Raw genomic sequence first — 26771 nt, 5'->3', positions numbered from 1 at the left:
CCGAGTCTGTGATGCCGAGTCTGTGATGCCTGCCCTTCCCCGCCCAGGCGGCTTTCTCAACGCACGTGATGAAGCCGCGGCGGAAGACATGGACCGCCCCGATTGCGAACTTGACCGGCTCAACAGGAGTTACGCGCGGTTTCCGATCGTCAACGCTGTGGTGTCCGGCTGGCGGGACACCTACAACTCACGGATCAAGCCATTGCTCACGACGGCGGCCCCCACCACGGTCCTCGACATCGGCTGCGGCGGTGGAGACGTCGCCCGCAGCCTCGCGCGCCGGGCCGCGGAAGACGGTTACCGTCTGGAAGTCACGGGAATCGACCCGGACGAGCGCGCCTTCCACTTCGCGAACTCTGCCCCGCCCGTGGAGGGCGTCGGCTACCGACAAGCCCTCAGCTCAGAGCTCGTGTCGGAAGGGCGCAAGTTCGACGTCGTTATTTCCAACCATGTCCTGCACCACCTGACCACCCCGGAACTCGCCTCGTTCCTTCACGATTCCGAACGCTTGTGCCGCCGGATCGCCCTGCACAACGACCTCACGCGCAGCCGCATCGCATACGCACTTTTCTGGGCCGGGTCCTGGCCCCTCGGCATTGGATCCTATATCCACGGTGACGGCCTCACGTCCATCAGGCGGAGCTACACAGCAGCAGAACTCCGTGCCGCGACTCCTCCGGCCTGGACGGTTGAACCGAGCGGCTTGTGGCACAACCTGCTGGTCTACCGGCCCGGCGAGGTCCGCGATGTTTGACGTCGTGGTGGTTGGAGCCGGGCCCGTCGGGCTGTTCATGGCAGCCCTGCTGCTGCAGAACGGGCACCGCGTTGCAGTTCTGGAAAGGCGCGCGACGTCGGGCCGCCAGACCCGCGCCATTGGAATCCACCCTCCCGCCCTGGCAGCTTTGGACGCAGTAGGTGCCGCCTATCCCCTGGTCTCTTCAGGGGTCCGGATCACCCACGGTGCCGCGTACAGCGGCGGCAGGAAAGTTGCCGACATGGACTTCGCCCGCCCCTCGGCCGAGTACCCCTTCATCCTTTCCGTTCCGCAATATCTCACCACCCACGCCCTTGAGTCCAGGGTGATCGACCTCGATCCGAACGCACTCCACCGCGGGGTGCAGGTTGAGGAAGTCGTCGACGACGGCGGGCACCTGCGTTTGCGCGGACAGCAAGAGGGGGCTCCAGTGGAGTTTCTGGGCCGCTTCGTGGTGGCAGCCGACGGTGTCCATTCGGCAGTGCGCGAAGGACTGGGACTGGAGCCACGCTTGCGCACGTATCCCGACTACTACGTGATGGGCGATTTCCGGGATGAATCGATGTACGGCAACAAAGCTGTCCTTTTCCTTGAGCCGGGAGGAATCGTGGAGTCCTTTCCCTTGCCAGGCGGCATCCGCCGGTGGGTGGTCCGGCTTGGCGCCCCATGTCAGGAACCCACTCCCCATGCGCTCGCCGCCCTCATCAAGAAGCGGACCGGCAGTGCGGTGGACTCCGCAAGCAATACGATGATCAGCGCTTTCGGCGTCACCTCACGGCTGGTCTCCCAGATGGTCCACGGACGAGTTGCCTTGCTTGGAGACGCCGCGCACGAGATCAGCCCGATCGGTGGTCAAGGGATGAACCTGGGCTGGTTGGACGCCGTTGCCTTGGCGCCGATCGTCAGCGAAGCATTGCGAACATCGGCGGGAGGCCCTGCCGGCAAGGAACTCGCGGGCTTCGAACGGGACCGGCAGCGTGCGGCGAAGAGAGCCATCTGGCAGGCCAGCCTGAACATGGCGCTGGGCCGACCCCTGCCGCCGAAGGTCCTCAGCGCACGGAATGCCGTGATCGGCCGGGCCATCACCTTGCCGATGTTCTCGGAGCTTGTTGCCCGGAGATTCACGATGCACTGACACTAAGCTCAATCCATGGACTTTGAGACCCGCCCCCTGCCTGCCGGCCCGGACACGACGTTTACTGCCTCGGAAATCCGCAGCGCAGTTCAGGACTTACTCGGTCTCGACGGCCTCCCGCCCATCGTCCAGGTCGGCCATCCCGTGCTACGCCAGCGGGCCGCGCCCTACGACGGCCAGCTCGAGGACACCGAATTGGCGCAGCTGATCGAGCGGATGCGGGATGTCATGCATGCCGCTCCCGGTGTGGGCCTGGCAGCACCGCAGCTCGGCATCCCCTTGCAGTTGGCTGTGCTCGAGGACCGTTTCGATGTTGATCCAGTTGCCTCGGAGATCCGCCAAAGGACGCCGCTGGGTTTCTTCGCAATACTGAATCCCGGCTACGAGCCCGAGGGAACTTCCACGGCGTCGTTCTACGAAGGCTGCCTGTCGATGCGCGGATTCCAGGCCGTGGTCACACGGCACCGCGACGTTCGCCTGCACTACCAGCGTCCTGACGGCAGTGCGGCCTCGGGCGGATTCTCCGGATGGCAGGCCCGGATAGTCCAGCACGAGACCGACCACCTGCACGGCGGACTTTATTTGGACCGCGCCGAGCTGCGGTCACTGGCAAACGATGGAGAGTACTCCGCCCATTGGGCGTACCCCGGAATCGACGAGGCACGCCGCGGGCTGGGTTTCCTCAACCCGTAGTTGAACCGGTCTCGTGCGGGGAGTTTGCTGCGGAAGGCAGGTGCCTTGCCCACCACTCGAGGATCTGCTCGAATCGCTGTCGCCTGTGGTGTGGGGTGCCCGACCGCGATAGTTCGTGGTCCTCACCCGGGAAGAGGAGCAACGCCGCCTCCACGCCCTGCGCCTTGAGCGCGGCAAAGTAGCGCTGGCCCTGTTCTACCGGGCATCGGAGATCGTTTTCGCTGTGGATCACCAGGGTAGGCGTCCGCACGGCAGTCACCACGGCCATGGGGCTTTGGGCCGCCATCTGCTCCAGCGAGCCACCCGTGTATTGGCCGCCGAAGAACCATCCGATATCCGAGGAACCCGCAAAGCTCACCGGGTCAAGGAATCCGCGCTCCACAATGGCTGCCTTGAAGCGGTGTTCGTGGCCGATAACCCAGGCAGTCAGATACCCGCCGTAGGATCCGCCCATGATGCCGATCGATTCCCTATCCATGGCCGGGAAGGCTTCCAGGGCCCCCTCCAGGAAGGTGATCACATCTGCCATGTCCACGGTGCCCATCTTCTCCTTGATGGCTCCACCGTGCGCCTGGCCGTACCCGGCGGAACCACGCGGGTTGCACATCAGCACGGCGTATCCCGCCTCGGCGTACACCTGTGCTTCGTCGAAGAAGGCCCCTGTGTACTGGGCGAAAGGGCCGCCGTGGATCGTGAGCAGCACGGGGTGGGGGCCGGGCCCCTCCGGCAGGACCGCCCAGCCATGGACCGGGTAGCCATCAGTGCCGGTGGCAGTGAACTCATGCGGTTCAAGGATGGCTGCTTCGTCCCGGAGCGCCTTGGTGAAATCGGTGAGGACTCGGAGTTCACCCTTCTCCAGAACGCCGAGCTCGCCATTACTGGAAGCGTCACCGTAAGTGACAGCCACCAGGTGTCCCACCGCGGAAGCGCCAATCACTACCCGGGGCTCCTTGACAAGGACCTCGGTCCCGCCGTCGGCCGTCCATTGGATCAGCTGCACGCTCCCACGGCTCGCGTTGAGCGCAAGCACCCCGTCCACTCCAAAAGCTTCGAGGCTGCCGCCAATGTCCTGGTTTTCGACGTCGCTCAGCATCGTTGCCGTGCCGCCCCGGACCGGCATGACGTACAGGGCCGTGTTCCTCGCGACGAAGTCCAGGCCGTCGTCGCCAAGGTCCTGAGCCGTAAAGAAGAGCCATTCACCGTTCGCGGATTCGCAGACTTCCTGGACGGACTGCGGCGCAGCGTCCGGACGCAGTGCCGTGGCCTCGCCGCCCGCAGCGGGGACACGATGGATACCCGAGGCGATATCGGCGTCGTGCCCTTCGTGGAGCGCGGCGACAAAATAGACGCTCGCACCGTTCCGGCTGAAGGACGGCGAGGTGTGGTCGGCTTCGCCGAACGTCAACTGCACGGCCGGCGGCACCAGGCCCGCCGCATCAGCCCCGCGGGCTTTGGCGGCCCTCCCCACAGGAACCAGGGGAGGTTCCGCTCCGAGCTCGGGGACGTCGATGACGAACAGTTGGGCGGGCTTGTCCGCGGTGTAGCCCAGTCCATTGAGCCTGTATTGGTTGTCGGTGATCAATCGGGGGTCTTCACTGCCCGCCCCGACGCCATCAACCGTTCCGTAGCGGCCTTCTTCGGGAACCCGGGACGAAAACACAATCCTGCGCGAGTCCGGCGCCCAGGAAAACTCCGAGACTCCCAATTTCTGTTCCGTGATCGCTTGCGGCTCCCCGCCGCCGGCCTCCACCACATGCAGTTGCGGCTTGCCCTCCGGCGTCGCCCGGAGGAATGCCAACACGCTGCCGTCGGGCGAGAACGCGGGTGCGGTGTCCCGGAAGCCACGGGTGATCCGACGGGGCGGTATCGCACGGTCAAATGGAACACTCCAAAGCTGCCCGACGTACGCATCGGCGTCGAAATCGGGCCGCGTGACCGACACGACGGCGCGGGTGCCGTCGGGATGTGCGGCGGGGGCGGAGACGGAATTCAGCAGCGGGAGTTGTTCGGCTTTCACGCTGGTGAGCCTAGCGGCCGTCATGGCATGACGATACGTGCCACTCCGGCCGCCGTAGGATTGTCCATATGCTTTCCGACGCCGTCCCTGCCCTGCGCTGCCCGGTCTGCCAGGGTTCTTTCGTGCTACGCGGAGCGGCGCCGTTTTCGCTGGGTTGCGTCGCCGGCCACAATTTCGACGCGGCCAAACAGGGCTACTTCAACCTGCTCACCGGCAAGGGCACGGTGTTCGAAGCCGACACGGCCGAGATGGTGGCAGCCCGCAACGATTTCCTGGGCGCGGGCCATTACGCACCCCTCGCGGAAGCCATCGCTGAGCTGGCGGCACCGGTCCTGGCGGCGCCGGGATCGCTCGTCCTGGATTCGGGGACCGGCACCGGCCACTACTTACGCACGGTGCTGGACCGCACTCCTGCAGCAGCAATTGGCATCGATATCTCGAAGTTCGCCCTCCGCCGGGCAGCACGGTTGAATCCCGGGGCAATCAATCTCGTGTGGGACGTCTGGCGTCCCCTGCCGCTCGCCGACCATGCCGCGGATGCCATCATCGTGGTCTTTGCGCCGCGGAATCCCCGGGAATTTGCCCGCGTGCTGCGTCCAGGCGGCCGGGTGATCGTGGTGACTCCGCGCAACGGACACCTTGGGGAGATTGCCGAACGAACTGGAATGTTGGGAATTGAGCCGGGCAAAGACGAGCGCCTTGCCGAGTCCATGCAGGAGTTCTTCACTCTTGCGGACACCATTCAACTCGACGTGGATCTCAAGCTCGACGGGCGGGACATCGCCGATGTCGCCTTCATGGGACCGGCAGGCCACCACCTTGAGCGCTCCGCTCTCCTGGCGTCGACGGCCGCGGAAACGTCCGTCCATGCCACCGCGAAGTTCACCCTCAGCGTTTTCATAGCGGCGGAGCAAGGCTCCTAACGGGAACCTTCGCGCCGGGCTAGGATGGAAAAACAGCGACTGTGATCTTGCCGACGCTGCAGTCCGGATCAGGCCGGCTGCCGCCGCAGGTCCGGAAACAGGGGAACGATGTTTGAATGGCTTGGCAGCAACTGGTGGGCCCTCTGGCTCACCGTGTTTCTCGCATTTGCCGTGGTGGAGATGCTCACGCTCAGCTTCTTCTTCATCATGCTCGGGGCCGGTGCGCTGGCTGCCCTCGTCGCTGACTTAGCCGGAGCCGATCTCTGGTTGCAGATCGTCGTCCTTTGCATCGTGTCCCTGCTGATGATCGCGTTCGTCCGTCCCATCGCACTCAAGCATTTGCACAAGGGGCCAGCCGAGCAGCGTACCAACGTGGACCGCCTGATCGGCCAATCGGCGCTCGTCATGGAGCCCGTCAGTGCGACGGCGGGACTGGTCAAGATCGGTGGCGACGTGTGGAGCGCCCGCAGCGCCGCTGGAATCATCGACGCCGGCCAGACCGTCCAGGTCACCAGGATTGACGGCGCGACGGCGGTAGTCGCCTCCGCCGAAGAGTAATCGGCCCGTTGCCGCACGCAGAACCGCATCAAATACGTAACTGGGGAATGAAGGAGATGTATGGACAGCTTGGGAGGAACTGCAGCCGCGATCGTGCTGCTAGTTCTCGTCATATTCGTGATTATCGTTTTGGTCCGCTCGATCAGGATCATCCCGCAAGCGCGCGCCGGCGTCGTAGAACGCCTCGGTAAGTACCAGCGCACGCTCAACCCCGGGCTCACCATCCTGATCCCGTTCGTCGACCGCCTGCTGCCGCTGTTGGATCTTCGCGAACAAGTGGTTTCCTTCCCGCCGCAGCCGGTGATCACCGAGGACAACCTGGTTGTCTCGATCGACACCGTGGTCTACTTCCAGGTCACGGATCCCCGGGCCGCGACCTACGAGATCGCCAACTACATCCAGGCTGTTGAACAGCTGACCACCACGACGCTCCGCAACGTCGTGGGCGGCTTGAATCTTGAAGAAGCGCTCACCTCGCGCGACCAGATCAACGGCCAGCTCCGCGGGGTCCTGGACGAAGCCACGGGACGCTGGGGAATCCGCGTTTCACGCGTGGAACTCAAGGCAATCGACCCGCCGCACTCCATCCAGGACTCAATGGAGAAGCAGATGCGCGCCGAGCGCGACCGGCGTGCTGCGATCCTGACCGCCGAAGGTACCAAGCAATCGCAGATCCTGACGGCCGAGGGGCAACGGCAAGCTGCAATCCTGGCCGCAGAGGGTGACGCCAAGGCAGCCATCCTCCGCGCCGATGGCGAAGCCCAGGCCATTCAGAAGGTCTTCGACGCCATCCATAAGGGCAACCCGGACCAAAAGCTTCTGGCCTACCAGTACCTTCAGATCCTGCCGAAGATCGCGGAGGGATCATCCAACAAGCTGTGGATCATCCCGAGCGAGGTAGGTGAGGCCCTCAAAGGCATCGGCGGTGCGCTGGGTGGCACCAACGGCGGATCAGGCGTCGCTGACCTGTTCAGCGATTCCGCAAAGCCCCCGGCCGAGGTCCCTGCACCGGCGGGGACCACAGCCGTAGGTTCCGGACACGCCCCCTCGACGCCAGCTACACAAGAACCGCAGGCGTAACTGCGGACAGTTTGCAGGGGGACCGGCCAAATTCTCTGGCCGGTCCCCTTCGCTTTGTCCTGACCGCTTCGATCCGCGTATAATGGTGTATTTGTCCGGCCGGTTCAATCCGAACGGAACATTAACGCTTGGTCAGGCGTTTCATCTAGTGATGCAACGTGTGCAGACAGTAGTCCGGACGACGCCATTGTGGCGTCCGGCTAGCGCGGAGCATGGTTCCGCGAACAGACAGAGGGAGTAATCATGAGCGATCGCAGCCTGCGGGGCATGCGTCTTGGCGCCCAGAGCATGGAAACCGAATCCGGTGTGGAGCCGGCGCCGCGTCAGAGGGTTGAATACCGCTGCGCGGACGGAGAGCAGGTCTTCGTTACCTTCTCCTCCGAAGCCGAGATCCCTCCCGTCTGGGTTTCCAAGACCGGCAAGGAAGCGCTCCTGGTTGATGGCGAACGCCCCGTTGACACGAACGAGAAGGCTGTCCGCACGCACTGGGATATGCTGCTGGAACGCCGCAGCCTTCCCGAGCTCGAGCAGATCCTGGAAGACCGCTTGAACATCCTGCGCGAACGCCGCGGGGAACGCCGCTCGGCATAGCGGCACAGTTCTTAAGGGAATAGTTTCACGACGAAGGCCGGGTCCGCACTCTTCGCAGAGCGCGGACCCGGCCTTTGTCTGTTTGGCCTACTTTTCGACCGGGGTCTTCTTCCGCGTCAACGCGGCCCAACGGGAGGCCAGCCCCCATTTGGTGACGTTGATCATGGCCTCAACGACAATGTTGCCGCTCATCTTGGAGGCCCCGAGCTCGCGCTCAACGAAGGTTATGGGGCGTTCGACGATCTTCAGGCCAAGCTTGGCGACCCGCCACGCCAGGTCCACCTGGAAGCCGTAGCCAACCGATTCGACCTGGTCCAGCTTGAGCGCCTCAAGGGTGCTGCGTCGGAACGCGCGGTAGCCGCCGGTGATGTCTTTGATCTTCAGGCCAAGCATGAGCCGGGCATAGGTGCTGCCCGTGCGTGAAATCGCCTGACGGTAGAGCGGCCAGTTCACCGTGCCGCCACCAGGAACCCAGCGTGAGCCCATGGCGAGGTCGGCGCCGTCGTTGATCGCATCCAGCAGCAACGGCAGTTGCTCGGGTTGGTGCGAACCATCGGCGTCCATCTCAACGAGGACGTCGTAGCCAGCCGCCATACCCCATTTGAATCCGGCAATATACGCGGCTCCGAGGCCTTCCTTGCCTTTGCGGTGCAGGACATGGACCTGGTTGTCCTCGGCGGCGATGCCGTCGGCTAGCTGTCCCGTGCCGTCAGGGCTGTTGTCGTCGACAACCAGGACGTCCGAGGCGGGCACAGCTGCGCGCAGCCGTCCGAGGGTCTTGGGTAGCGATTCCAGCTCGTTGTACGTTGGGATGATCGTCAGGACACGCAAGAAGAGGCCTTTCCTTGATGGAGCGGTCAGTGGGCCGGAGCAGCAGCGTGGCTGGCATTCAGGCGCAACTCTCCATTATAGAACGACAACTTGACGTACCCGGGGCCACCTGTGGCGTCCGCCACACGGTTCGTGCTTGGCCGCGGGCAGGTCCACTAGCCCAGGTCCAGTGCCGGCCCGCGTGTTGAACTCGAGGCCGAACCGTTTTCTGCGGCACAGTGGACCTGCCCACTACGAGTGCCGCGGTCTTGGAAAACGGGTCCGTTGACTGTTTTTGGCAGCGGACCCCACCGCGGCCAGACAACCAGGTATTCCCTGTGGAAGCCTGTTGACCCTAAATGCTACGGACTTCACAAATCCTGTCAAGCGCCGCCTGAGCTGGGGCTTTATTCATCCACGCAGGTCAGGGGCCCTCAAGACCAGCAAGCTATTTGCAACTATGACCGCAAAGTTTCACTCGCGAAGATCTCCTGGCCTTCGCGCACGGTCTGTAGGCAAGCGGGATCGCTACCGCTGTCCAGCGCGGGGAGGAGGGGCGTTCGTGCGCGCGGATCGGTGGACCAGGACTGGACGCGGCCATCGGCCACTTGCACCATCAGCTCTTCAACTTCCCACACTGCAAAACTTGCAGGGGCCCCTGGAACCAATTGCCCCATGAGCGGATTGCGCTCTTTGCCGGCCCGCCAACCGGCCCGGGTGTGTCCGAGGAACGCTGCCCTTGCAGAAATGCGTTGATCCGGATTGCTGTGTTCCAAGCACGCCCTGACACTGGACCATGGGCGCAACGGGGTGACCGGGCTATCGCTTCCAAAGCACACCGGCACGCCGGTGGAGTAGTACGAAGCGAAGGGGTTCATGGCCATGCTTCGCGCCCCCAAGCGCTGCTCGTACAGTTTTCCGGCCCCGCCCCAGGCGGCATCGAAGGCGGGCTGTGCGCTCACTGTAATCGAATACTTCGCAAGCCGGGCGAAATCGCCGGCATCCGCCATTTCCACATGCTCGAGGCGGTGCGCGGCGGCACGGACCCGCTGCTCCCCCACTTCCGACGCGGCAAGGTCAAAGGCATCCAGCGCCGTCTTCAGTCCCGCGTCGCCGATGACGTGGAAGCCTGCCTGGATACCGAGCGCCGAACAGGCTGCAATGTGGCGGGCGGCGTCGTCGACGGAGACATAGAGGCTTCCGCGGTGGCCCGGCGCGTCTGCGTAGTCTTCGCTCAGGGCAGCCGTTCGCGAACCGATGGAACCGTCGATGTTCAAGTCACCGGCCAGGCCAAGAACGGGTACGCCCAAGCCCTCCAGGATGGCAGCGGCATGCTCGGCCGATGTGGCGAGTTCGCCCCAATAGGGAAGGATCCCGGGGACACCCGCGCTGCCCTCGTTCCACGACGCTGAGTTCCACGACGCAGACATCCGAAGGTCGTCGACACTGCAAATGTGCGGGGCCGCCATTTCGGCCAGGGCCACATAGCCGTTGGCCGCAGCCTCACGAAGGGCCAGTTCCTGGTATCGGCGGCGTTCGGTGTCAGGGAACTGCCTGGCGACCAGTCGCGCAGCGGTATGGGCAGCCCTCAGGACGTGCGCGGAACCGTCGTACCCATCAAGGCCGTCCAGGCCCGCGGCGGATGCCAAGGAGGATGAAGCAAGGGCCGAGTGCGCGTCCACGCGCGCCAGGTACACCTTGAGCCCGCCCGCGGCGCGGTCGAGCTCTTCCGGCGCGGGCAGCGTCTTTTCGTGCCACAGCGAGTCATCCCAACCGTGGCCAAGCACGGCGCCGGTGGTGCCAAGAGCCCTGGCGGCGAGGGCGACGGCGTCGAGCAGTTCCCGTGCCGAGCGGACCCCGGCGAGCTGGAGGGAATCGGAAGCAATTCCGGTCTCCGTGAGGTGCATGTGGGAGTCTACGAAACCGGGCGCCAGCAAAGCTCCCCGGAGATCGATGACTTCCATCGAAGAATCGGCAATCGACGTTGCTGCCTGCTCCGAACCGACCCAGGCAACAGTGTCTCCGTCAACCAGCATTGCGCTCGCGAAGGGATCAGCGGCTGTGTAGACGGAGCCGTTCCGGTACATCGTGACCTTGCGGGGCCGGTTATCGGAGGGCGCGCCTGAATGGGTCATGGATATGCTCCTTGCTGGGAATCTGTAGTGGGTCAGGAGACGTTGGAGTACGCGACGACGCCGCGGCGGACCAGATCGATCGCTTCGCGGCACGTCTTTGTTTGGCGCCGTTCAAGCCCTGGAATCTTGGCCATCTGGTCCAGCAGGTCGATGACCTGCTTCGCCCAGCGCACAAAGTCGCCTGCGGCGAGGTCGGTGCCGCTGAGAACCTCTTGAAGATGGCGGCCCTTCGCCCATTTGAAGATGGGCCAGACAAGTCCCAGCTCCGGCTCGGCGGTCAACGGCAGCCTGTTCTTGTCCTCGACGTCCTCCAGCGCAGACCACTCACGCACCACGATGTCCACGGACGTTTCGAGCGACACGGACGGCATCTTGGGCCGCAGACCGCGATCGTCGCGCTTGGCTTGGTAGACCATCGTGCTGGCCAGCGCAGCCAGCTCGGCGCCATCGAGGTCCTTGATGGCCCCTTGGCGTATGGACTGGGAGATCAGCAGGTCTTTTTCGCCGTAGATGCGGCGCAGGCGCTGGCCGTCCGCGCTGATCGTGACATGGCCGGCGTCGGACGTCTGGAGGTAACCGTAGGCGGCGAGGACATCGCACACGCGGTCGAATGTCTTCGCGATCGTGTTGGTACGGCCCTGGATCTGCCGCACGAGCCCATCGGTTTCGTGGCGCAGTTTCCACCAGCGCTCGGCCCAGCGGGCATGGTCCTCCCGTTCGCTGCAGCCGTGGCAAGGATGGGCACGCAATGCCCGGCGGAGGTCCGCAATCTTCTTTTCCTGGTCCGGCATGTAGCGGGCCCGGCCAAAGTCCTCGCTCCGGTTCGTGCCGCGGGCCGGCGGACGTCCCTCGCGCACGGCATTCCGCATGGCGGAAGCCAGATCACGACGGGATTTGGGCAGCTTCGCGTTGAACGACTTGGGAATCCGGATCCAGGACACGGGAGCGACCGGACCTTCGACTTCGTGGGCGCCGATCCTGTGCAGCTGGTTGTCCTCCGTGAGGACCGCGGGACGCGGTTCACGCGAGTTGGGATCGGCGTTGAGCACGACGGCGTAACCCGGCGTGCGTCCGCCTGGAACCTTGACGATGTCACCCGGCATGAGCCGGGTCAGCGAGTCGACGGTCAGCGATTTGCGGGCCCGCGAGGTGCTCCTCGAGGCAAATTGCTCGGCCTCGCTAAGGTCCCGCCGGAGCTTGGCGTACTCGGTGAAGTCGCCCAGGTGGCACTTCATGGATTCGGCATAGCCGGCCAGCGACTCTTCGCGGCTTCGAACCTGCCGGGCCAGCCCCACCACGGACCGATCGGCCTGGAACTGGGCGAACGACGATTCGAGGATTTGCCGTGCCCTGGGCCGACCGAACTGGGCAATCAAGTTGATGCTCATGTTGTAAGTCGGCCGGAAGCTTGAGTTGAGCGGGTAGGTGCGCCGCGAAGCGAGGCCGGCGACGGCAGCAGGATCGGTACCCGGTTGCCAAAGGACCACGGCATGGCCTTCGACGTCGATGCCACGCCGTCCCGCGCGGCCGGTCAACTGGGTGTACTCCCCCGCGGTGATGTTGACGTGGGCTTCGCCGTTGAACTTGTCGAGCTTCTCCAGGACAACGCAGCGGGCGGGCATGTTGATGCCCAGGGCGAGGGTCTCCGTGGCAAAAACGGCCTTGACCAGGCCATCCGCGAAGAGCGTCTCCACGACTTCCTTAAAGGTGGGCAGCAAACCGGCGTGGTGCGCCGCGAGCCCCCGGAGCAGGCCGTCACGCCAACTCCAAAAACCCAGGACATCGAGGTCGTCGGCGGGAATCTCGCGGCTCGCCTCATCCACCCGGGACGCGATGATCTGTTGTTCGCGCTCCGTCGTGAGCCACAGCCCGGCGGCGGCACACTGCGCGACGGCCCCGTCACAGCCGGCCCGGGAGAAAATGAAGGTAATGGCCGGAAGCAGCCCTTGGCGGTCAAGGCTCGCAATGATCTGGGGCCGGCTGGCCTTGCGCACAGGACTGCGCTGCTCCCCGGCACTGTTGTCGCGCTGGCGGTCCTGCCGGCGGCGGCTGCGTCCACCATGCCCAAAGCGGCCACGGAAGTTCATCTGGCTTTCCGCCCGGGCCATGGACAGTAGGTCCGGGTTGACCTCGAATTCCCTCTGCAAGGGATTCCGGTCCGGCTCCCGTACTGCCTCCGGCGCCGGCGCTTCGCCATCTGGTGCCTCTGGAGCGATCTCGTCAAAGCTGGTATCCCCAGCGAAGAGATCGACGATCTCGCGCCCGACCATGACGTGCTGCCATAGGGGGACGGGACGATGTTCGGAGACAATCACATCGGTGTGCCCCCGCACCGTGTCCAGCCACGCCCCAAACTCTTCCGCGTTGGACACCGTGGCGCTGAGGGAAACCACTTGCACCTCGCTGGGCAGGTGGATGATCACCTCTTCCCAGACTGCACCGCGGAAGCGGTCTGCCAGGTAATGCACCTCGTCCATCACCACGTAGCCAAGGTCCCCCAGGGTGTCCGAGTCCGCGTAGAGCATGTTCCTCAGGACCTCAGTGGTCATCACCACAATCGGAGCCTCGCCGTTGATGGTGGTGTCACCAGTCAGCAGTCCCACGTTTGAGGCACCGTACTTCGCCGAGAACTCTGAGAACTTCTGGTTGCTTAGTGCTTTGATGGGCGTCGTATAAAACGCCTTGAGCCCGCGTTCGAGCGCCAAGTAGATAGCGAACTCGCCGACGATTGTCTTCCCGGCCCCCGTGGGCGCCGCCACGAGCACTCCTTTGCCCTCCTGGAGCGAACGGCACGCGTCGCGCTGGAAATCGTCAAGCTCGAACTCCAACGACTGGGCAAAAGTGCCAAGATAGGTTTTCGACTCAGCACTCCGTTGCGCTGCGGCTTGAAAGGCTTCTGAGGGCGAAAGGGCCCCTGAATTGGAGGACATGCTTCAAGCCTAGTGGCCGTGAGACTACAGATTCTCCAGATCGGAAGAAGGTGTGGCGACGTCGGCCGTGGCGTCCGTCTCAGCGGCAATCTTCGACTGCTGGCGCGCGCGCCGTTTGTCGTTCAGCATGCAGAGCCCGATCGCGGCGAAGAACAGCGCAAGGAGGGGGCCTGCGAGCATGAACATGGACAAAGCGTCCGCACCGGGCGCGGCAACGGCCGCCAGGACAAACACGAGGAAGACCGTGATGCGCCAAGCTTTGAGGATGGTCCTGCCGCTCAAAACGCCCGCCATGTTGACGCCCACCAACACCACCGGCACCAGGAAGGCGATGCCGAGGAAAAGAAGCATGTGCGTGGCGAACGTCAAGTACTGGGAAGCGTCGATGTTGTTGGCACCGTTTTGGGGCGTGAACTGCAGCAGAGCGCGCACGACGTTCGGAATCACCAGCCATGCGACATACACGCCAACCAGGAACAACGGCACCGCCGCAGCCATGTACCCGAGCGTGTACCGGCGCTCCTTCTTGGTCAGGCCGGGAGTGATGAATGCCCAGACCTGGTAGATCCAGATGGGGCTCGAGAGCACCAAGCCGATCTGGATGGCAATACGGAGCTTGAAGTCGAAAGGATCCCCCACGCTCGCGAAATTCAGGACCGCGGTCCGTTTGGTCTCCTGGGCGATCTTGACCAACGGATCCGACAGGCTATTGACCACCGGATCATAGAGGAACCACCCTGCCACTGCGCCTAGGAGAACGCCGGCGGCAGACTTGATCAGCCGATTCTTAAGCTCCTTCAGGTGGTCTAGGAGCGCCATCCGCCCTTCGGGGTTGGCTTTGCGGCCCGTCTTCGTTGCCACTACTGCTTAGCTACGGTTTGCAGGCGGAACGTCAGTGTCGTTGCCGCTCTTGTTCGCTTCGGGGTGGTTGACCACTTTGCCTTCAACGGGGTCCGTGTCGTCCTTGGCCGCCGGCTTGCCGTCGTTCTTCATTTCCTTGACTTCGGATCTGATGATGCGCATCGACTGGCCGAGGCTGCGGGCCATGGCAGGCAACTTGGGTGCCGCGAACAGCAGCAGGGCCACGATGATGATAATGACAATTGGCCAAGGGCCATCAAATAGTCGTCCCACGGGAAGTCCTTTCGTTGGAATACATCCTACGTCTAACTGAAATCGATGTCGTGCAGAGACTGGGGTTGGCCCCGTTCTGCTTTGCGCTTAACGCGCTTTTGGCGACGCACTTCCTGGCGGGAGGCCTTGGCCGTCACGTAATCATGACGCATCTGTTCCGGTGAGGCAAAAACGGCCGCGCCGAACACTTTCGACGACGCCTCGCCGTCGTCGTCGGCGCGTTCGGGAAGATGCGTGCGGTGCCCCAGCCGCTCCCCTGCGGCACTCAATTCATGCACCGTGGCCATGAACTTCCGGAAAAGCCGGACGCCCAGCAGGACATAGCAAAGCAGCGACACCGCAATCAGCGCGAGCCACAAAAGGATCCAGGACCACCAAGGCATTTGAGTAGTCTAACCAGCCTTCATTGCTTGTACTGCGCGAGTGCGGCAGCCACCCAGGCCGCCGAGGCGTCGGCGAGCTCTGCGGGCTGCAATATGCGGGCCGCGCCGCCGTGCTGCGCAACGAACATCGGCAACCAGTCCGCATTTCCGAACCGGACCTCGGCGAGCAAGCCGCCGTCCGGGAGCGCAGCCGTCCGGTCCGCATAATAGTCGTGCGCCAGCCCCACGCCCTGCCGGGTCAATTGGAGGACGACGACGACGTCGTCGTCGTTGGGCGTGTACAGCTTCACCGGGACGCCTTCCTCGGCGCCTGCACTCTTGGAAACCGGTCGGCCGTTGGGCGCGATCTCCTCGATGCGGTCGAGGCGGAAGTTCCGCAGTCCGGCTTTGCTATGGCAGTACGCCTCGAAGTACCAGGTGTTGTCCAAGGAATAGAGCCGGAAAGGGTCGACGTCCCGTTCGGAGACTGAGTCGCGCTGCCGTGACAGGTAGCGAAGCCGCAATTGGTGACCCGACTGGATCGCCCGCGTGATGGTGTCGAACGCCCCGGCGTCGGCCGGGGTCACGGGTGGGCCGGCGACGGCCGCCGCCAAACGGCCGGCCTCCCCCGCAGCGCCGGTGAGCTTCAGGGTCACGGACTCCAGGGCTCCGCTTTGCTCGTCCTCCGACATTCCGGCCTGGGCGGGAAGTCCGCCCAGGGTCGCCAAGCCAGTCAGCAGGGCGCAAGCCTCATCAACGCTGAAGCCGATGGGCCGGTTGAGTTCGAGGTGCTCGCGGATGTAGACGTGCTCGTTTTCCCAATCGATATCGAACAAGTCATCCGGATAGCCTTCGGGGCGGCCGGAGCAAATCAGGATCTTCAAGTCGTCGACGAGTTCCTCACGGGTGACCCCGAACCGGTCCGCCACCTCCTGGATGGGCAGGCCCTGGTTGTGGACAAGGAACGGGACCAGTTGGAGCATGCGGTTGAGTTGGTCTTCCGAGGTCCGCTTGCGTGTCCGCGGTGCTTGTCCGGAGCCGGAAAAGCGGACCTCGACGGCGGGGCTCGACGCGAACGCAGCGGCAGCTTCAAGGCGGCGGATCACGGCGTCGCGCAGCTCGGGAGGTCCGGCCACGAGCACGTGGGGACCATAGGAGGCCAGTTCTTCGGCGAGCAGCTCACTGTCCCGGAACGGCACAGAGAGCCGGTCCCTGCCTACCTGGGAGCCGCCGGCGCCGGTGGCCCCGGTGACACTCACCGCACGTTTGCGAAGACCCAGCAAACGGCCTTCGGCGACGTCGAGGTGGGCCGCCTGGAGGGGAAGTTCATTGAGGGTGTCCAGCTCGGCACGGGTATCAAACCCCGGAGGTATCTCGCAGTGATACCCGGTCTCAACATGAACATCGCTCGTCATCCGGGACAGCCGGAAAAAGCGTTTCGCGTTCCGGCCCCGGTCTAAGCCCACCAAGTACCACTGGCCGAACCGGCTCCCGAGGCCCCAGGGCTCTACCATTCGGCGTTCGTCTTTGCCGGTGCTCGCGGCACGGTAGCCGAAACTCACGGGGTGCTGGCCGTTCATGGCAACGATGACGTCGTCAAAAGCCTGGCCGGCGGGCTTGATGCGCGGCTGGACGCCGGCGGGGAGTTCGACGTCGGCAAGGTCGCCGGAAGCCTGCAGCTTCCGTAGCGCGCTTGCAGCGGCCGAGCCGAGCGCCGCGCGTTCCCACAGCTGCGCAGCCAGGAGCAAGACAGTGCCCTCGGCCGGCGTCAGGTGCACATACGGCAGGCGATTGGATTCCTTGCCGATGCGGTAGCGGGTCGAAGCGGGATCGTCCGAGCCGAACCCGTGGTCAAGGAGCGTTTCGATGTCGAAGCCAAACCGCTTCAGCTCTGACTTGTCTCGTTCAAACATGCGTCCGAACGCGACGTCGCTGTCGCCGGCGTCGTGATAGACCTTCTGCCTGAGAACGGCACGGGACAGCCCGTATTTCGTGTTCAGAAGGGCGATCAGCAGGTTCAGGAGTCGTTCGGTACGTGATGCGGACACGCTTGCTACGTTACTAAATTCCTCAGGTAAAGGCGGAAGGCGCGTCTGCGGCCGGATTTCTCCGGCTGCAGGCGCGCCTTCCTATGCTGCGAAACCTAGCGGACTGCCACGAGGTCCACCACGAAGATGAGGGCTTCGTTGGGCTTGATGGCCGCGCCCGCGCCACGGGAGCCGTAGGCAAGCTCAGAGGGGATTTCAAGGCGACGGCGGCCGCCGACCTTCATGCCAAGCAGTCCCTGGTCCCAGCCCTGGATGACCTGGCCGACGCCCACGCGGAAGTCCAGCGGTGCGCCACGGCCCCATGATGCGTCGAATTCCTCGCCAGTGGACCAGGCAACGCCAACGTAGTGGGTGGAGACGGTGTCGCCGGCCTTGGCCTCGGCGCCGTCACCAACGACGATGTCCTTGATAACGAGTTCCGTGGGGACGTCGCCCTCCGGGAAGTCGATCTCCGGCTTAGTGCGGTCGTAATCACGCTGACCAAATGACATGGGTACTCCTCAATTTGATAGGGACGGTGTTATTGAAGTTTGCGGAAGGTTACTGGGCGCCCAGGATGTCCACGACGAAGACGAGGTCGCCCGTGGGCTGGCCCTGGGCTGCGGCGGCGTCGCCATATGCGAGGCTCTTGGGGATGACCAGGAGGACACGGGAGCCGACCGTCTTGCCCGCAAGGCCTTGCGTCCAGCCCTTGATAACGCCGTTGAGCGCGAAGCTGGCGGTCTGGCCCTTGTCGTAGCTGGAGTCGAACTTCTTGCCATCAGCCAAGGTGACGCCGACGTAGTTGACCGTCAGGGTGTCCGTTTCCTTGACGGCTGCGCCCTTGCCCTTGATGAGGTCCTGGGAGACGAGGGCCTGCGGGGCCTTCGCGCCGTCAACGGAAATCTGCGGAATTCCCTTGTCATCCACCTTGACCGTGGGGAGGCCGGCCGGCGGAGTGACAGTATCGCCCTCGGGCTTGGCCAGGGGCTTGACTGCGTCCTTGACGCCAGTGATCTTGAAGACGACCAGCTGGGATGACGTTGCTGCTGCTTCAGCCGACGCCGCAGTTCCGGGGACGGCGAAAGCGATGTCAGCGCCCACCTTCGCACCGACGAGCGCGTTGTAAAGCACGGCACTGCCGGTCTTGAGCTGGTCGTTCAGTTCGACGGGCTGGGACCCGGTCGGGAATGTGTCTTCGAGGGTCTTGCCGTCCTTGCCGTCGACGGCAATGTAGGTGATCTGCGCCACCTGTCCGGCTTTCACCTTGTCGCCGGTGCCGTCGCTGACCATTTTGATGGTCGGCTGCGTTACGTCCAGCGGCTTGTTGAATTCCAAGCCGGGCGCCTTCTTGTCTCCATTGTCGGAGACCTTGAGGGAATCCAGCTTGGCTACTTCGCCGGCGGACTGGCTGGTGGGCTCCGGGGTCGCTGTTGGTGCCGGACTTCCGCCGCAGGCGGTGATCAGCAAGAGGCCGGGGATAAGAATTGCTAGTAGACGTCGCACAAATTGAACTTTCGTCGGGGCAAAAGGAGGGCATGGCCGGGCCATGCGCGTAGAGGCCTGCTAAAAGGCCAACCTCCAGAGTAACCGGTGAAGCTGGGAGTCAGCTCATCGAGTCCAGCAGGGCATCCACTCTTTCGTCGACGCTGCGGAAGGGATCCTTGCACAAGATCGTCTGGTGCGCGCGGTCGTTCAACTTCAGATGGACCCAATCCACAGTGTAGTCACGGCCGAGTTCCTGGGCACGCCGGACGAAGTCGCCACGGAGTTTTGCCCGGGTGGTCTGCGGCGGCGCATCCACGGCATCCTTGATGTCGGTGTCGGCCACGAGGCGCCGCGCCGCGCCGCGGGACTGGAGCAGGAAGAAGAGCCCGCGCTTGCGCGAGATGTCGTGATACGTGAGGTCCAGTTGCGCGATCCGCGAGGAGTCGAGGCCGATTCCGTGGCGACGCATGTATCCATCCATCAGCTTCTTCTTGATGGCCCAGTCCACTTCCGTGTCTATTCCGCTGGTGTCGCCGCTGTCGATAGCGTCCAAGGTCCTTTCCCAAAGATCCAGGATGAGCGGTACGTGAGGATTGTGAGCTCCGTTCGATGCTACAAAGGCGGTGACCTTTGCAAGGTACTCACGCTGGATGTCCAGGGCCGTCAGTTGCCTGCCGTTGGCCAGGCGCACCAAGGCTTTACCGCTGAGATCGTGGGAGATTTCACGGATACTGCGGATGGGGTTCTCCATGCGCATGTCCCGCATGATCACTCCGGCCTCAATCATGCGCAGGAGCAGATCCACCGTTCCCACCTTCAACAGGGCGGTGGTCTCGGACATGTTGGAATCTCCGACGATCACGTGCAGACGGCGGAAGAACTCGGCATCGGCGTGCGGCTCATCACGGGTGTTGATGATGGGGCGGGATCTCGTCGTCGCGGAAGACACGCCTTCCCAAATGTGGTCGGCACGCTGGGAGAACGCGAACGTGGCCCCATGGGGTGTCTTCAGGACCTTGCCCGCACCAGCGATCAGCTGCCGCGTGACGAGGAAGGGAATGAGGATCTCAGCGAGCCGCGAGAACTCACCCCGCCGCGGAATCAGGTAGTTTTCGTGGCTGCCGTAGGAATTTCCGGCGGAATCGGTGTTGTTCTTGAACAGGTAGACCGTTCCGTTGAATCCCTCCGCCGCAAGCCGCGCCTGCGCTTCGTCAACGAGGTCATCGAGAATGAGCTCCCCGGCCCGGTCGTGGGCGATCAGCTGCGCGAGGTCGTCGCATTCCGCGGTGGCGTACTCCGGGTGCGAGCCGACATCCAGGTACAGTCGGGAGCCATTCGTCAGGAAGACGTTGGAGGAACGTCCCCAGCTCACTACTTTGCGGAAGAGGTACCTGGCGACTTCCTCGGGAGCCAAGGGCCGTGAGTCGGGGCTCGAGTACGAAATACCGAACTCCGTTTCGATCCCGAATATCCTTTTGTCCATCTCAGGCCTCCCCTGCCAGCAGCTGCGTGATTTCTTCTGCCCTGAGCCGCCGGAAAGCCCGCCGGGATCCGCGCCCGCTTTCCGGACTTCGGTCCAACACGGCGGCCTCGACTGCGGTTCCGGGCAGGGCGTCCACTTCCTTGTCCGTGGCCAGCGCCTTGACGGCCAGTCGCAGTGCGCCGGCCAGGTCGAGGTCAGCCTTCCAACCGCCGGCCACGGTCTCGGCTACTTGCTCGGCCAATCCGCCCATCACCACAAAACCATTCTCGTCGGCAATCGAACCGTCGAAAGTCAGCCGATAAAGATGGTCCTCGGCCTGCGTGTGCCCGACCTCGGCCACTGCAAGCTCGACTTCGAACGGCTTTTGTTCCGCGGTGAAGACGGCGCCAAGGCTCTGCGCGTAGACGCTGGCCAGCCCGCGGGCAGTGACGTCCTCGCGATCGTATGAATAGCCGCGGACGTCAGCGTAGCGGACACCCGCTTGCCGAAGACTCTCAAACTCGTTGTACTTCCCCACAGCGGCGAACGCGATCTTGTCGTAGATCTCACCGATCTTGTGGAGCGACGGTGACGGGTTTTCCGCGACCAGCGCGATCCCGTCAGCGCAACTGATGACGACGACGGAACGGCCGCGGGCGATGCCCTTCCGCGCGAAATCCGCGCGGTCCTTCATTAGTTGTTCGGGCGAAACATAAAACTGCTGGGTCATCTCAGGCCTCCCGTCCGGCAACTGCGCGCGATTCAACAATGGATCCTGCGATCGCCGCCAGCTCCCGTTCCGACACCCGGCGGGCGCCGGCGCGGTTGACGGTATACACCACCGGCCAGAGCTGCCGGACAGGGTCCGGACCGCCCGTGGCGGAGTCGTCGTCGGCGGCGTCGTAGAGGGCTTCAACCGAGACAGCGACGGCCTCGTCTTCGGTGAGGTTCGGCCGCCACAGCTTCTTCAAGGCGCCGCGTGCGAAGACGGAACCGGAGCCGACAGAGTGGTGCTCAAATTCCTCGTACCGTCCGCCTGTCACATCGTAGGAAAACAGCCGTCCCACGCCGGTTGCCTGGTCGAAGCCCGCGAAGAGCGGGATCACCGCGAGACCCTGCATGGCCATCGGCAGGTTTCCCCGGATCATGGCCCCAAGCCGGTTGGCTTTACCGTCCAAGCTCAGCAGCGTGCCTTCGATCTTTTCGTAGTGTTCCAGTTCCACCTGGAACAACCTCGTGATGTCGATGGCCAGGCCCGCTGTTCCGGCAATTCCGAGGACGGAGTATTCGTCGGCCGGGAAGACCTTCTCGATGTGCCTGCTGGCGATCACGTTGCCCATGGTGGCACGCCGATCCCCCGCCATCAGGACGCCGCCGGGGTAACTGAGGGCGACGATTGTTGTGGCATGGGGCACCAGCGGAATCTGTCCCGCGGGCAGCGTTTGACTAAAGGGAAGGAGTTCAGGCCTGGAGCGTTGCAGATGCTCTGTGAACGAAGACGTTGCTTGGGTGGCCAGGTGGCCGGCTGATGGATCCTGCATTGCTGCGCTCCTTCGACTCTGACATCCGATGCCCGGCGGCCTCGCGCCGGCCGGGCCCTTGGCTTAGCTGGCGGCTGGCTACTGGCCGCCCTTTTGCACAAATGCCCTGACGAACTCCTCGGCGTTCGATTCGAGCACGCCGTCGATTTCGTCCAGGAGATCGTCCACGCCCTGCGTGGCGACCGAGGCCTGTGCCTCTGGCGCCGCGGGCGGTGCCTCGGGGGCGTCGGCCTCTGCCTCGACGTCCCGCGACTGCGGTTGCTGCTGCTCCTGAGCTGCCATTTCCTTCTCCATTCTGTCCATCCCCGGCAACGGGGACTTCCTGTAATGCCATACTGCCACGGGGCGGGCCGCGACGCTGCGCTTTTAAGGGCACGTTTGGCAGCCTTTCGTCAGCTGCCCGTTCAGGCGGGCGGGGCCGGGTCCAGGCCCAGCAATTCACGGAGGAATGCGCCCGCTGTGGCGTGTTTCCGAAACAGCAGGCCCGTGAGTGCTTCCGTGCCGCGGAGCGGTTCCCGGGTGGGCACACGCTGCAGTTTCCCGATGCCCGGAACGTCGAAGATGACCGAATCCCAGCTGGCGCCGACCACGTCCTTGCCAAAGCTGGAAACACACTTCCCACGGAAATATGCGCGGGTATCCGACGGCGGTTCGACCACAGCGCGGCTGATTGTGGCGTCGTCGACGATCGTCTGCATGCGGTCGCGGGAAAGCATTCGATAGTACAGGCCCTTTTCCGGCCTCACATCGGACCATTGCAAATCGACAAGCCCCAGGCGGGCGTCGTTCCATTCCAGGCCGTCACGGTTCCGGTAGCCATCAAGCAGGGACATTTTGGCCAGCCATTCGACAGAGGAGGCGGCACCAGCGGGGTTGCTCCCCAAGAGCCCCAGCGTCGATTCCCACCGTTCCAGGACATCCCGGGTGTGGCCGTCTCCACTGAAGGAATCGGAGACCCCGGTTTCCTGGCCAAGTTTGGCCGCCGCCTCGTAGTACATCCACTGGATATCCAGCGCTGTGACGCGCCGTCCGTCGAGAAGCCTGAGCGTGGCAGTCAGGGAGGTGTCGTGGCTGATTGCCTGCAGGCCCGCCACGGGCTCATGTACTTCGATCTTCGGAGCCTGGCCGGCTTCGATGAGGCTCAGGACCAATGCCGTGGTGCCGAACTTCAAGTAGTTCGACACCTGGCTCAGGTTGGCGTCTCCGATGATGACATGCAGGCGCCGGTATTTGTCCGCGGTGGCATGCGGTTCATCCCGGGTATTGATGATCGGACGCCTGATAGTGGTTTCCAGCCCTACCTCGGCTTCGAAGAAATCCGCACGCTGACTGATCTGGAATCCGGACGTTGAACCGTCCTGGCCCTTGCCGAGCCGCCCGGCACCGCAGATGACCTGGCGCGTGACGAAGAACGGCGTCAGGCCGCGGACGATGTCCCCGAAAGGCACCGAGCGCGGCATGAGGTAGTTCTCGTGGGAACCGTAGGACACAGATTTGTTGTCGGTGTTGTTCTTGTACAGATTGATGGCCGGCAGATCAGGATCGGCGGCGACCTTCCGAACCGTGGCCAGGGCGACGAGGTCGCCGGCCGCGTCCCACGCGACGATGTCACGGGGGTTCGTGACCTCGGGACTGGAATATTCCGGATGGGCATGGTCCACGTACAGGCGGGCCCCGTTGCCGAGGACCATGTTCATCAGCAACGATCCTGACTCGTCGCCGCCGTCGGCTTCCAGCTCCTGCCGCCCGTACGCCAACGCGACGGCCTCGGCGTCGAGCACGGGAGGCCGGTCGGTCAGCTGGCTGGGATCAGCTGCACTGCGCTCAACTGTCCAACCGCGTGCATCATGCAGGGGTTCTTCGTCCGTGTAGTCCCAGCGGGTTTCAGCGCCCCCGGCGGCCCGCTGTCGGGTCAGGTTGGCGTAGGCCTGGATGATCCGCGCGGACATCATCGTGGCGTTCGCTCCTGGCGCGGAGGGCGCGTGGATACCGTATTCAGTTTCCGAACCCATGACCCGCATGGCCCCGCCAACGGGAAGCTTGTCCGAAGGCAGGCCTTCCGGCCGGGCCGTCACAGGTACTGGCCGGTGTTTGGAGTCGTTTCGATCGACTTCCCGGGCTCCTGGCCGGCCTTGCCCTGGACGATTGTGCGGATGTAGGTGATGCGTTCGCCCTTCTTGCCTGAGATGCGTGCCCAGTCATCCGGGTTGGTGGTGTTGGGCATGTCCTCGTGTTCGCGGAATTCGTCGACGACGGCGCGCAGGAAGTGGTCGATCCGCAGGCCTTTCTGCTGGGTCAGCAGGAGGTCCTTGATGGCGTACTTCTTGGCCCGGTCCACGACGTTCTGGACAACCGCGCCGGAATTGAAGTCCTTGAAGTAGAGCATCTCGGTATCGCCATTGGCGTAGGTGACTTCGAGATACTCGTTGGATTTCTCCGTCGAATACATGGCTTCCACGGTGCGCTGGATGATGGCGTCAACTGTGGCCTGGACGTCGCCGCCGTGCTCTGCCAGATCCGTCGCGTGGAACGGAAGGTCGGTGGTGATGTACTTGGCGAAAATGTCGGCGGCCGCTTCGGCGTCGGGCCGCTGGATCTTGACCTTCACATCAAGCCGGCCGGGACGAAGAATAGCCGGATCGATCATGTCTTCACGGTTCGAAGCGCCGATCACGATGACATTGTCCAGCCGTTCGACGCCGTCAATCTCGCTCAGGAGCTGCGGGACGATGGTTGTTTCGACGTCGGAGGACACCCCGGTGCCGCGGGTGCGGAACAGCGAGTCCATCTCGTCGAAGAACACCACCACGGGGCTGCCATCCGAAGCCTTCTCCCGGGCGCGCGCAAAAATCAGGCGGATATGCCGCTCTGTTTCGCCCACGTACTTGTCAAGGAGTTCAGGTCCCTTGATATTCAGGAAGTAGCTCTTCAGGTCCACGTTTCCGGCCCGTTCGGAGGCACGGGCGGCGAGCGAGTTGGCAACGGCCTTCGCGATCAGCGTCTTGCCGCAACCCGGAGGGCCGTAAAGCAGGATGCCCTTGGGCGCTTTGAGCCCGTGTTCGCGGTACAGGTCCGGGTGCAGGAACGGGAGTTCCACGGCGTCGCGGATCTGTTCGATTTGCGGGCCCAAGCCGCCGATGTCCTCGTAGGTAATGTCAGGCACTTCCTCGAGGACAAGGTTTTCGACCTCAGCCCGGGGCACCTTCTCCAAGGCGTAGCCGGTGCGGGAATCCAGCGACAAAGCATCACCGACGCGCAAGTGCACCTTCTGCAATGCGCCTGAAAGCCTGACTACCCGCTCTTCATCGGCCCTGCCCACTACCAGGGCACGGTCCGTGCCAAGCATTTCCTTGAGGGTGACGAGTTCGCCTGCCCGTTCATAGCCCAGGCCTGTCACCACGAGCAGGGCCTCATTGAGGAGGACTTCCTGTCCAACGGCCAGCTGGCTGATGTTCACGAGCGGGCTGACGCCCACGCGCATCTTGCGGCCGGCATTGAAGATGTCGACCGATTCCTCGGTGGCCGCCTGCCCGGTGCTGCCTGCCGTTGGCTGGCGCCTCGGATTGATCTGCAAGATGGTCCCGAAGCTGTACGGCGGTTGGCCGTCCTGCTCGAGGGCGCCTTTGAGCCGCAGGATTTCGGCCTTCGCCGTTTCCAGCATGGTCACGAGCTTGGTGTTGTTCTGGGTCGCGGCGGCAAGCTGACGGTCGATGTGGCGCAGTTTGTCTCGAAGGATGTTTATCTGGCGTTCCGCGACAGTGAGTTCCCCGGACTCGTCCACCGGTTGGATTGCCCCACCCCCGTGTCCCGCTTTCCCCTCAGCCACAGCCTTGTTCGATGGCTCCTCCGGCGTCGTTCGCCCGAAGTCATTGTTCGACGTATCCACGAAGCATCAGCTCCTTCCCGCTTTCTATAAATAGACCTTAGCCCTCAAAAGCGTCGGGAAACCTGTGACATCCGGAATGCGGACCAGTTTGTGATCTTTCCTCAGGGAGCGGGTGTGGGGTCGTCCTTGACGTTGGTGCCGGCAATCGCATCCCGTGCGGCCCGCCGCAGTTTCTTGTCCGAAACCGCACGCTCTCCTACGGCTCCCGGTGTCCAGGCATTCAGGTCTTCCTCGCTGAACTCGGTCTTGGACGGACGCCGTTTGACGGAAATCCCGGTCACGCCGTCTGCGAGGCGACGGGTCACCAAGAGGAATCCGGTGTGGGCCACCATGCGGTGGTCGGGACGGACGGCGAGGCCCTCAAGGTGCCAGCCGCGGACCATGGATTCCCACGCGTCCGGTTCCGTGAAACGGCCGTCGGCGCGGATGGCCTCTGCGGTACGGGAGAGCTGGGTCACGGTGGCCACATAGTTGATCCATACGCCACCGGGGGCCAAAACGGTGGCTACGGCGTCGATGCATTCCCAGGGAGCGAGCATGTCCAGCACCACGCGGTCCACGGATCCGGGCTCCTCGCTGCGGACAACTTCCTCCTGGAAGTCGCCGAGTGAGATCTTCCAGGCCGGATGCGGACCGCCGAAAATGGTTTCCACGTTGCCGCGGGCGATGTCGGCGAATTCTTCGCGACGCTCGAAAGAGTGCAGGTAACCGTTGTCGCCGACTGCACGAAGCAGGGAGATCGAAAGGGCGCCGGAACCAACGCCGGCTTCCACAACCCGCGCACCCGGGAAGATATCGGCCATGGTCACGATCTGGCCGGCATCCTTGGGGTACACCACTGCGGCACCGCGGGGCATGGACAACACGAAGTCAGAGAGCAGCGGTCGGAGCGTCTGGTACTGCTGGCCGATGTTGTTGGCCACCACGGAACCGTCAACCTGGCCAATGATTTCGTCGTGGTTCAGGAAGCCCCGGTGCGTGTGGAAGGCGCCGCCTTCCTCCAAAGTGATGGTGTTCATCCGGCCGCGTTCGTCCGTGAGTTGAACCCGCTCGCCCACACGGAACGGCCCTCGGCGCCGTGCCGCACCAGTCGGCTGAATGGCGGTGTTGGCGGCGCCGGTGGCCGTGTAGTTGGCGGCGGTTTCGCTGCTCATGGGTGTTCCTCGCTCCTGTACGGCTGGGCCGTCATTTGTTGCCACAGTTACTGCTTAGTGATGCGCACTGCCGGCCGGGTTATTTCACGGC

General features: G+C 63.8%; 24 protein-coding genes. 7 read left to right on the top strand and 17 right to left on the bottom strand.

The features are described from left to right. The first annotated feature begins 25 nt into the window (after positions 1-25). From ABD742_RS09515 to ABD742_RS09505, 3 genes are read left to right on the top strand one after another with little or no spacing between them, the layout of a single operon-like run. Positions 26-754 (top strand): class I SAM-dependent methyltransferase, encoded by a 729-nt coding sequence (locus ABD742_RS09515; protein WP_268818886.1) that lies wholly within the window; start codon positions 26-28, stop codon positions 752-754. Then, positions 747-1889: an FAD-dependent oxidoreductase gene (locus tag ABD742_RS09510; RefSeq protein ID WP_234749288.1), complete on the top strand. Its 1143-nt coding sequence runs from the start codon at positions 747-749 to the stop codon at positions 1887-1889. The genes ABD742_RS09515 and ABD742_RS09510 overlap by 8 nt, the downstream gene beginning before the upstream one ends. Before the next feature lie 15 nt (positions 1890-1904). Beyond that, a complete protein-coding gene (locus ABD742_RS09505; RefSeq protein WP_234749290.1) occupies positions 1905-2582 on the top strand; it encodes a peptide deformylase in 678 nt (225 codons plus the stop codon). Here ABD742_RS09505 and ABD742_RS09500 read toward each other — a convergent pair. Continuing rightward, positions 2572-4599, bottom strand: coding sequence for a S9 family peptidase (locus ABD742_RS09500; RefSeq protein WP_344787747.1), 2028 nt, complete (start codon positions 4597-4599; stop codon positions 2572-2574). The two genes, ABD742_RS09505 and ABD742_RS09500, sit on opposite strands and share 11 nt — an antisense overlap. Before the next feature lie 68 nt (positions 4600-4667). Here ABD742_RS09500 and ABD742_RS09495 point away from each other — a divergent pair, with 68 nt between their 5' ends. The 4 genes from ABD742_RS09495 to ABD742_RS09480 all read left to right on the top strand — a co-directional run bounded on the left by ABD742_RS09495 (position 4668) and on the right by ABD742_RS09480 (position 7751). Next, the gene (locus tag ABD742_RS09495; protein ID WP_234749294.1) at positions 4668-5522 is read left to right on the top strand and encodes a methyltransferase domain-containing protein; all 855 of its coding nucleotides are present in this window, start codon (positions 4668-4670) and stop codon (positions 5520-5522) included. Between the two features lie 108 nt (positions 5523-5630). After that, positions 5631-6080, top strand: a complete 450-nt coding sequence (locus tag ABD742_RS09490; RefSeq protein WP_234749296.1) for an NfeD family protein — start codon at positions 5631-5633, stop codon at positions 6078-6080. Between the two features lie 60 nt (positions 6081-6140). Continuing rightward, a complete protein-coding gene (locus ABD742_RS09485; RefSeq protein ID WP_234749298.1) occupies positions 6141-7160 on the top strand; it encodes an SPFH domain-containing protein in 1020 nt (339 codons plus the stop codon). 243 nt (positions 7161-7403) lie between these two features. Beyond that, the gene (locus tag ABD742_RS09480) at positions 7404-7751 is read left to right on the top strand and encodes an RNA polymerase-binding protein RbpA (protein WP_059389983.1); all 348 of its coding nucleotides are present in this window, start codon (positions 7404-7406) and stop codon (positions 7749-7751) included. 87 nt (positions 7752-7838) lie between these two features. Here ABD742_RS09480 and ABD742_RS09475 read toward each other — a convergent pair whose 3' ends face one another. The 16 genes from ABD742_RS09475 to ABD742_RS09400 all read right to left on the bottom strand — a co-directional run bounded on the left by ABD742_RS09475 (position 7839) and on the right by ABD742_RS09400 (position 26680). After that, positions 7839-8582 carry a polyprenol monophosphomannose synthase gene (locus tag ABD742_RS09475; RefSeq protein ID WP_234749300.1) on the bottom strand — a complete coding sequence of 248 codons (744 nt, stop codon included), beginning with the start codon at positions 8580-8582 and terminating at the stop codon, positions 7839-7841. 437 nt (positions 8583-9019) lie between these two features. Next, entirely contained in the window at positions 9020-10696 is a 1677-nt protein-coding gene (locus ABD742_RS09470; protein ID WP_234749301.1) for an amidohydrolase, read from the bottom strand. A gap of 32 nt (positions 10697-10728) precedes the next feature. Next, positions 10729-13626: a DEAD/DEAH box helicase gene (locus ABD742_RS09465; protein ID WP_234749303.1), complete on the bottom strand. Its 2898-nt coding sequence runs from the start codon at positions 13624-13626 to the stop codon at positions 10729-10731. Positions 13627-13650: 24 nt separating this feature from the next. After that, a complete protein-coding gene (gene tatC / locus ABD742_RS09460) occupies positions 13651-14445 on the bottom strand; it encodes a twin-arginine translocase subunit TatC (RefSeq protein ID WP_234749969.1) in 795 nt (264 codons plus the stop codon). A gap of 48 nt (positions 14446-14493) precedes the next feature. Next, the gene (tatA, locus tag ABD742_RS09455) at positions 14494-14760 is read right to left on the bottom strand and encodes a Sec-independent protein translocase subunit TatA (protein WP_234749305.1); all 267 of its coding nucleotides are present in this window, start codon (positions 14758-14760) and stop codon (positions 14494-14496) included. 32 nt (positions 14761-14792) lie between these two features. Next, positions 14793-15143: a hypothetical protein gene (locus tag ABD742_RS09450; protein ID WP_234749307.1), complete on the bottom strand. Its 351-nt coding sequence runs from the start codon at positions 15141-15143 to the stop codon at positions 14793-14795. A gap of 20 nt (positions 15144-15163) precedes the next feature. Continuing rightward, positions 15164-17170, bottom strand: a complete 2007-nt coding sequence (locus ABD742_RS09445; RefSeq protein ID WP_234749309.1) for a helix-turn-helix transcriptional regulator — start codon at positions 17168-17170, stop codon at positions 15164-15166. 95 nt (positions 17171-17265) lie between these two features. Next, the gene (locus tag ABD742_RS09440) at positions 17266-17661 is read right to left on the bottom strand and encodes an FKBP-type peptidyl-prolyl cis-trans isomerase (protein ID WP_234749311.1); all 396 of its coding nucleotides are present in this window, start codon (positions 17659-17661) and stop codon (positions 17266-17268) included. 49 nt (positions 17662-17710) lie between these two features. Further along, on the bottom strand, positions 17711-18655 hold the full coding sequence (locus tag ABD742_RS09435; protein WP_234749313.1) for an FKBP-type peptidyl-prolyl cis-trans isomerase: 945 nt from the start codon (positions 18653-18655) through the stop codon (positions 17711-17713). 100 nt (positions 18656-18755) lie between these two features. After that, positions 18756-20120 (bottom strand): Pup--protein ligase, encoded by a 1365-nt coding sequence (pafA, locus tag ABD742_RS09430; RefSeq protein WP_078108903.1) that lies wholly within the window; start codon positions 20118-20120, stop codon positions 18756-18758. A gap of 1 nt (position 20121) precedes the next feature. Then, a complete protein-coding gene (prcA, locus tag ABD742_RS09425; protein WP_234749315.1) occupies positions 20122-20829 on the bottom strand; it encodes a proteasome subunit alpha in 708 nt (235 codons plus the stop codon). Between the two features lies 1 nt (position 20830). Next, positions 20831-21640: a proteasome subunit beta gene (gene prcB, locus ABD742_RS09420; RefSeq protein ID WP_234749317.1), complete on the bottom strand. Its 810-nt coding sequence runs from the start codon at positions 21638-21640 to the stop codon at positions 20831-20833. Between the two features lie 78 nt (positions 21641-21718). After that, positions 21719-21922 (bottom strand): ubiquitin-like protein Pup, encoded by a 204-nt coding sequence (locus tag ABD742_RS09415; RefSeq protein WP_234749319.1) that lies wholly within the window; start codon positions 21920-21922, stop codon positions 21719-21721. Between the two features lie 122 nt (positions 21923-22044). Beyond that, complete coding sequence (dop, locus tag ABD742_RS09410) at positions 22045-23661, bottom strand: depupylase/deamidase Dop (protein ID WP_234749971.1); 1617 nt, start codon at positions 23659-23661, stop codon at positions 22045-22047. A 50-nt stretch (positions 23662-23711) separates the two neighbouring features. Continuing rightward, positions 23712-25526 carry a proteasome ATPase gene (arc, locus tag ABD742_RS09405; RefSeq protein WP_234749321.1) on the bottom strand — a complete coding sequence of 605 codons (1815 nt, stop codon included), beginning with the start codon at positions 25524-25526 and terminating at the stop codon, positions 23712-23714. 101 nt (positions 25527-25627) lie between these two features. Beyond that, complete coding sequence (locus ABD742_RS09400) at positions 25628-26680, bottom strand: tRNA (adenine-N1)-methyltransferase (protein ID WP_234749323.1); 1053 nt, start codon at positions 26678-26680, stop codon at positions 25628-25630. Positions 26681-26771: the final 91 nt, after the last annotated feature.

Source organism: Arthrobacter ramosus, assembly GCF_039535095.1.
Lineage (GTDB): Bacteria > Actinomycetota > Actinomycetes > Actinomycetales > Micrococcaceae > Arthrobacter > Arthrobacter ramosus.
This window is presented reverse-complemented; position numbering and strand designations above follow the sequence as displayed.